At 64.0% G+C, this 6,234-nt stretch carries 9 protein-coding genes and 1 tRNA gene; 3 read left to right on the forward strand and 7 right to left on the reverse strand.

The annotated features are described in order from the left end of the window. Positions 1-26: 26 nt before the first annotated feature. Complete coding sequence (locus tag G404_RS0109295) at positions 27-581, reverse strand: DUF4337 domain-containing protein (RefSeq protein ID WP_028640836.1); 555 nt, start codon at positions 579-581, stop codon at positions 27-29. A gap of 109 nt (positions 582-690) precedes the next feature. Between G404_RS0109295 and G404_RS0109300 the strand changes: the two genes are divergently transcribed. Further along, complete coding sequence (locus G404_RS0109300) at positions 691-1,107, forward strand: hypothetical protein (RefSeq protein ID WP_156906255.1); 417 nt, start codon at positions 691-693, stop codon at positions 1,105-1,107. Here G404_RS0109300 and ruvC read toward each other — a convergent pair. Together ruvC and G404_RS0109310 are read right to left on the reverse strand one after the other, a co-directional pair. Then, positions 1,104-1,580, reverse strand: coding sequence for a crossover junction endodeoxyribonuclease RuvC (gene ruvC / locus G404_RS0109305; RefSeq protein ID WP_028640838.1), 477 nt, complete (start codon positions 1,578-1,580; stop codon positions 1,104-1,106). The genes G404_RS0109300 and ruvC overlap by 4 nt on opposite strands. A gap of 12 nt (positions 1,581-1,592) precedes the next feature. Beyond that, positions 1,593-2,336 (reverse strand): YebC/PmpR family DNA-binding transcriptional regulator, encoded by a 744-nt coding sequence (locus tag G404_RS0109310; RefSeq protein WP_028640839.1) that lies wholly within the window; start codon positions 2,334-2,336, stop codon positions 1,593-1,595. A 138-nt stretch (positions 2,337-2,474) separates the two neighbouring features. On the opposite strand from G404_RS0109310, the gene G404_RS0109315 reads away from it, so the two are divergent. Then, positions 2,475-3,158, forward strand: coding sequence for a CPBP family intramembrane glutamic endopeptidase (locus tag G404_RS0109315; RefSeq protein ID WP_156906256.1), 684 nt, complete (start codon positions 2,475-2,477; stop codon positions 3,156-3,158). On the opposite strand, the gene G404_RS0109320 is transcribed toward G404_RS0109315, so the two are convergent. The 3 genes from G404_RS0109320 to G404_RS0109330 form a co-directional block, all read right to left on the reverse strand. Continuing rightward, a complete protein-coding gene (locus G404_RS0109320) occupies positions 3,155-3,391 on the reverse strand; it encodes a DUF2312 domain-containing protein (RefSeq protein ID WP_028640841.1) in 237 nt (78 codons plus the stop codon). The two genes, G404_RS0109315 and G404_RS0109320, sit on opposite strands and share 4 nt — an antisense overlap. Positions 3,392-3,476: 85 nt before the next feature. Next, entirely contained in the window at positions 3,477-4,145 is a 669-nt protein-coding gene (locus tag G404_RS0109325) for an RlmE family RNA methyltransferase (RefSeq protein WP_028640842.1), read from the reverse strand. Beyond that, complete coding sequence (locus G404_RS0109330) at positions 4,142-5,443, reverse strand: Ppx/GppA phosphatase family protein (protein ID WP_028640843.1); 1,302 nt, start codon at positions 5,441-5,443, stop codon at positions 4,142-4,144. Before G404_RS0109330 ends, G404_RS0109325 begins: the two co-directional genes overlap by 4 nt. A gap of 152 nt (positions 5,444-5,595) precedes the next feature. On the opposite strand from G404_RS0109330, the gene G404_RS0109335 reads away from it, so the two are divergent. Beyond that, a tRNA-Gln gene (locus G404_RS0109335) sits at positions 5,596-5,666 on the forward strand. A 244-nt stretch (positions 5,667-5,910) separates the two neighbouring features. Here the strand turns inward: G404_RS0109335 and G404_RS0109340 are convergent. Further along, positions 5,911-6,117, reverse strand: a complete 207-nt coding sequence (locus G404_RS0109340) for a hypothetical protein (protein ID WP_028639520.1) — start codon at positions 6,115-6,117, stop codon at positions 5,911-5,913. Positions 6,118-6,234 lie beyond the last annotated feature (117 nt).

The raw sequence follows: 6,234 nt of genomic DNA on the forward strand, positions 1-6,234 counted from the left end.
ACGAGTGCCACCCCGTTCGTGATGGCTTATCCCAGCAGCGAACTCAGGATGCCCAACTGAAACGATCCCCCCAGAAACGCGTTCAACCCCATAAATATGCCGAACGCGCCAAAGCCCCAGGCCGCCCACAACAGCGCGACCGCCTCCATCAGCGCCGCCACTGCCGCCAGCGAAATCGCAGTGGCCACGCCGGCATCGGCGGCGTTGAACTGGTCATGACGAAACCGCAGGGTGTCATATGCGCGTTCCTGCGCCTCGGCCTTGCCCGACAGCTGCGGGCTTTGCGCCTTGTATTTGGCGATATCGGCATCCAGCGCGGCAATGGCCGCCTCGGCTTTGCCAGGCGGGGCCAGCACCGCCAATTGCACGCGGGCGTTTTCGGCCAGGTGCTGTTTGGTCTTGTTGGCCTGGTATTCGTTCCAGGTGTCGATGGCGTGCGCTTCGCTGCGCTCCATCCCCTGAACGGTGTTTTCATCCTTGATATGACACAGCCCGACAAACACCGACAGCACCACCACCGTGATCGCGATGCGCCGATTGAGCGCCTTGTCTCTGGATTGGGCAGAAACCTCGAGTTCCATCGTCACGCATTCCTTTTGAAGTACACCGCTGGGTAGTGCGCTTTCGCGCTTGCCAACAGCCCCCGCCAATGAAAAACCCGCGTGGTCTGGCTGCGAAGGGGACTGGCTTGTGGCAATGTGGGATGCCGATCTGACCACGCGCATGGGTGCGCAAACCGCCGCGCGCACCGGTGCGATCGCCGCGTTTGTGTTTGCCGGGCTTGGCCTGCTGGGTGCGGTGCTGGCGGCGGCCTTTGCGATGCGCACCAATCCGCCGCTGGCGATCGGCACGATCATCGGCGGTCTGCTCGAGGCGCTGGTCGGTGTTGTTGCCGGGTTTCGCCTGCGGTCGGGCAAGGGGATGGTCTGGGGCGGTGTAACCGCGGCGCTGGCAACGCTGGAACTGATCGGGAAAGTGGTATCGCTGCAGTTTGGCGGGCTGCTGATCGGCGGGGTCGTGCTGGTCTATCTGGTCAATGGCGTGCGCGGCGCTGCGGCGTTGCGGCGCGGGCCGTTCGCCGACGACGATGCAGAGACCTTTGCCTAGCGATGACTGCCCAGCATGTTGGCATGGGTGATTGCCACGGCCAACGCGTCGGCGGCGTCTTCGCCGGCCAGTTTCACTCCGGGCAACAGCACTTTCAGCATCGCCTGAACCTGGGTCTTGGCCGCGCCGCCGGTGCCGACCAGCGCCTTTTTGATCACCTTTGTCGGATATTCGGCCACCGGCATTCCGGCGCGGGCCAGCGCCACCATGGCCACGCCGCGAGCCTGCCCCAGCTTGAGCGTTGATTGCGGGTTGACGTTGACGAACACTTCTTCGACCGCGCCGGAATCCGGGCGATGGGTCAGCAGGACGTCGGTCAGCACCGCATCCAGTTCGACCAGCCGTTCGGCCATCGACAAGGTGGTGTCGGTGCGGATCTGGCCATTGGCGACATGGCTCAGCCGGCTGCCCGCCTTGGCGATCACGCCCCAGCCGGTGCAGGTCAGGCCAGGGTCGATGCCGATGATGATCATGCCATCCGGGGGTTAACCCAGCTTCTCCATCACGTCGTCGGGGATTTCGTAATTGCCCCAGACCGTCTGCACGTCGTCATCGTCGTCCAGCGTGTCGATCAGCTTCAGCAGCGTGGCGGCGGTGTCGGCATCGACGGTGGCCTTCAGCGAAGGACGCCAGGCCAGCTTCACGCCTTCGGCTTCGCCCAGCACTTTTTCCAGTTCGCGCGCGACCGGATGCAGGTTTTCGATCCCGACCCAGATCTGGTGCGAATCCTCGTCGCTTTCGACATCTTCGGCACCGGCCTCGATCGCGGCTTCGAGCACTTTGTCCTCGTCGCCGACCGTGCCTGGATATTCGATCAGGCCCAGCCGTTCGAACCCGTGGCTGACCGCGCCCGATGCGCCCAGATTGCCGCCGTTTTTGGCAAAGGCCGTGCGCACATTGGTGGCTGTGCGGTTGCGGTTGTCGGTCAGTGCCTCGACGATGATGGCCACGCCGCCGGGGCCATAGCCTTCGTAGCGCACCTCTTCGTAATTATCGCCGTCGCCCTTCGATGCCTTGTCGACTGCGCGCTGGATATTGTCCTTGGGCATCGATTGGGCCTTGGCCGCGTTGATCGCGGCACGCAGGCGCGGGTTCATGTCGGGATCGGGCATGCCCATTTTGGCCGCCACGGTGATTTCGCGCGACAGCTTGGAAAACATCGCCGAACGCTTTTTGTCCTGCGCGCCCTTGCGGTGCATGATGTTCTTGAATTTGGAATGGCCTGCCATGGTCGTGCTGCTTGATGTCACCTGTGGGCGCGCGCCGCGCGCGGAATGGTTCGCGCCCTAGCGCGTTGCGCGGCCCGGGGCAATGTTTGGCGCGAAAGCATACCCCGCCTTAACCCGCCGCATGGCAAGGCATGGGTCATGCTGCGACACACGCTTGCCGATTTCTGTCAGTTTCTGCGCGCGCCGCAGCTTTGCCCGCCTGCGCCCTTGTGCCAGGGCCGGGGCCGCTGGGCGATCATGCTGGGCACATATCTGGCCGGGCTGGTCGTGATGGGTGTGGCGCTGGCCTTGTGGCAACGCGCGTTCCATCTGCCTGCGCCCGAGGCGTTTGGCGGCTATCGGCTGCCTGCGCTCGTGGCGATCTCGGTGCTGGCCGCGCCCCCTGGCGAAGAGGCGCTGTTTCGCGGCTGGCTGACCGGGCGTCCGCGCGCGCTGTGGTTGCTGGCCCTTGCGCTGGTCGCGGTGGCGTTGTTGGCGGCGATCACGGTGAAATGGCACGAGATTGCGGCGGTGTTCGGATTGCTGGCGCTGGTGATTGCAGCGCCCGTCGGCTGTTACCGCCTGCGCCGACTGGACACACCCGGCTGGTTTGCACGCGGGTTTGGCGTATGGTTCCATCTGTCGGCGGTGGTGTTCGGCCTGATGCACCTGACGAACTATCCGCGCCTGTCCTGGGCGCTGGTGCCGATGGTGCTGCCGCAAATCTGGGCCGGATTGGTGTTCGGCTATTTGCGGATGCGCAGCGGATTGCGTGGCGCGATACTGGCGCACGCTGTCGGCAACGCGGCGACGCTGGCCGCCGCGTTGCTGGCCGGGCATTAGTCGATGCCGAGTGCGTTCTTGTAGGTTTCCAGAACCGCTTCCATCTCGCGCCGGTCATCGGGCTTCATTTTGCGCAGGCGCACGATCTGGCGGATGATCTTGGCGTCATAGCCGGTGGCCTTGGCTTCGCTGTAGACGTCCTTGATATCGTCGCCGATGCCCTTCTTTTCTTCTTCAAGGCGTTCGATACGCTCGATCAAAAGGCGCAGGCGGTCGTCGGCGGAATCGGCCATCGGTGTAAGCTCCAGGTCAAATCGGAAAGAGCCGCGCCTTAGGACGGTTGGGCCGATTCGTGCAAAATCCAACCTGTGGAAACAATCAATCCCCACGCCCCTTGAAGCCTTGCGCGATCACGTACCATTCCGACGAATCCTTGCGGCTGGCAGGCGGCTTGGCATGTTTCACCGTGGTGAAATTGCGTTTCAACAGCGCCAGCAGCGTGGTGTCGGTGCCGCCGGCAAAGACCTTGCCCACAAAGGCCCCGCCCGGGGCCAACTGGGTAATCGCGAAATCGACCGCGGTTTCAACCAGGCCCATCGTGCGCAAATGGTCGGTCTGTTTGTGCCCCACGGTGTTGGCGGCCATGTCCGACAGGATCAGATCGGGTGCGCCATCCAGCGCACCCGACAGCGCGGCCGGTGCGGCATCATCCATGAAATCCATCTGGAAGATGGTTACGCCCTCGATCGGATCGGTGGGCAACAGGTCGATGCCGACGATTTTTGCCTGGGGCACCTGTTTGCGCACCACCTGGCTCCATCCGCCGGGCGCAATGCCCAGATCGACCACGCGCTTGGCGCCCCGCAACAGCGCGAATTTCTCGTCGAGTTCGATCAGCTTGTATGCAGCGCGGCTGCGCCAGCCTTCGGCGCGGGCCTTTTGCACATACGGATCGTTGATCTGCCGGGTCAGCCAGCGGGTCGATGACGCGGTGCGGCCCTTGGCGGTCTTCAGCCGGGTGCCAGGATCGCGGCCAGAACGGGTCATGTCATGTCCTTGAATGTGCCATCGCGCCGGCGGAGCGCCAGGCGCGCCTTTTCGGCATCGCTGGCGGTGGCCATCAGGCTGCGCAGGATGCCTTCGCGAATGCCGCGATCGGCAATGCCCAGACGCTCTGCGGGCCAGATGTCGAGAATGGTTTCCAGAATCGCGCAGCCCGCCACCACCAGATCGGCGCGCTCGCGCCCGATGCACGGCACGGCGATGCGTTCGGTGGGTGAATAATGCGCCAGCCGCTGGCTGATCGCGCGCATCGATGAGGCGGGCACGATCACGCCATCGACCGCGCTGCGATCGTATTGCGGCAAGCCCAGGTGCAGGCTGGCCAGCGTGGTGACGGTGCCGCTGGTGCCCAGCAGGCGGATCGCGGTGCGATCCTGATGCGCGGCGTGTTCGTGCGCCACGCGTTCGGCAAAGCTGGCAAAGCCTTCATGCACCAGGCGGCGCATCTCGGCATAGGCGGCGGCGCGTGCCTCGGCGCTGTCGGCGACGGTGCCGATCACTTCGGTCAGCGAAACAACGCCCCACGGCACCGATTGCCAATCCAGAATGCGCGGCACCGGGTCGGTGGTATCGACCAGCACCATTTCGGTCGATCCGCCGCCGATGTCGAAAATCATCGCGGGGCCTTCGCCATGTTCCAGCAGGATATGGCAGCCCAGCACGGCCAGCCGCGCCTCTTCGCGCGCGGTGATGATGTCCAGCCGGATCCCGGTTTCGTTGCGCACGCGTTCGATGAATTCAGCGCCATTGGTGGCGCGCCGACAGGCCTCGGTTGCCACCGAGCGCGCCAGATGGACATTGCGGCGGCGCAGCTTGTCGGCACAGATATGCAGCGCGGCCAGCGCACGATCCATCGCCGCGTCCGACAGCCTGCCCGATTGCGCCAGCCCTTCGCCCAGCCGCACCACGCGGCTGAACGCGTCGATCACCACGAAATGATCGCCCGAGGGCCGCGCAATCAGCAGCCGGCAATTGTTGGTGCCAAGGTCGATTGCGGCATAGGCCTGACGGTGGAACGGCAGCGGACGGTTGGCAGGATTGCCGCGCCCGGCAATGGCCTGCGGTGGCGCAGGCGCCGCGGCCGCGGGATCGGCCTGCACCACGGGCGCGTCTGCGGGCACCGAAAGGGGCGGGATCTGCTCTGCCCGGGCGGCTTGCGCACCGGTCACGGCAGGGCGGGCGGGGGTCTGTATCGCGGTTGCCCTGGCAGAGCCGGGCTTTCGCCGCCGCTTCCGCCCGGGCCGCTTGCCCGCGTGTCCTGCCGACGCATGGATGTCGGCCATTGCTTGTCAAATTCGCTTATGTTTTCCCATCGCCGGAACATACCGGCCGGGTACTTGGACCAATATGTAGCGCTGTCGTGACAGACCTGCAAGGCATGCCGCCGCGTCCGTCTTGACACCTGCGGGCCACCCGCCTAATTGCGCGCCTCCATTGCCCCGTCGTCTAATGGTAAGACAACGGATTCTGATTCCGTTTATCGAGGTTCGAATCCTCGCGGGGCATCCGGTTTTGCACCGGTTTGCAACAGGTTTTGGCCCTGTTGCGTGACAGGGCCCGTTTGCCCCCGGCGCCAACTTTCAAACCAGCATTGACGCTTTTGCGCCGCCGGGACATCATTGGCCGATGTTCCGCTTTGCATACGCACATTTTCTCGGCAGCCCGGGTGGGGCGCTTGCGTGGCGCGCCATCGGTGATTTGGTGCGCGACGTATATGGGGATTTAGGCGGCGTGGACAAATTTGGGGTTCTCAATCATCGAGCGTCACAAGCAGGCACGCCCGAAAGGTGCCTTCCGCAGTGTCCTGCCGGTGCCAGATTTTGACGACGTTATAATACTCGAAAAAGCCTTCCGTATCTCGGGCAAGGTGTTCGCCAACGCGCGGCAGGAAGTCGAAGTCGGCTACGAATAGTAGCTTTTCCGGATCCTCGCCCTCAAACACTTCCACCAAAGCCATAAAGTCCTCCGTGCAGGCATAATTGCAATATTGGCCAGTCCCGGCAACGCCTTACGCTGAGAACGATTGACGAGGCGCGAGAGGATTGATTCAAGGCTGCTTTTTGGAGGCAGGCTT

The organism is Novosphingobium acidiphilum DSM 19966, assembly GCF_000429005.1.
In the GTDB taxonomy this organism is placed as follows: Bacteria; Pseudomonadota; Alphaproteobacteria; order Sphingomonadales; family Sphingomonadaceae; genus Novosphingobium; species Novosphingobium acidiphilum.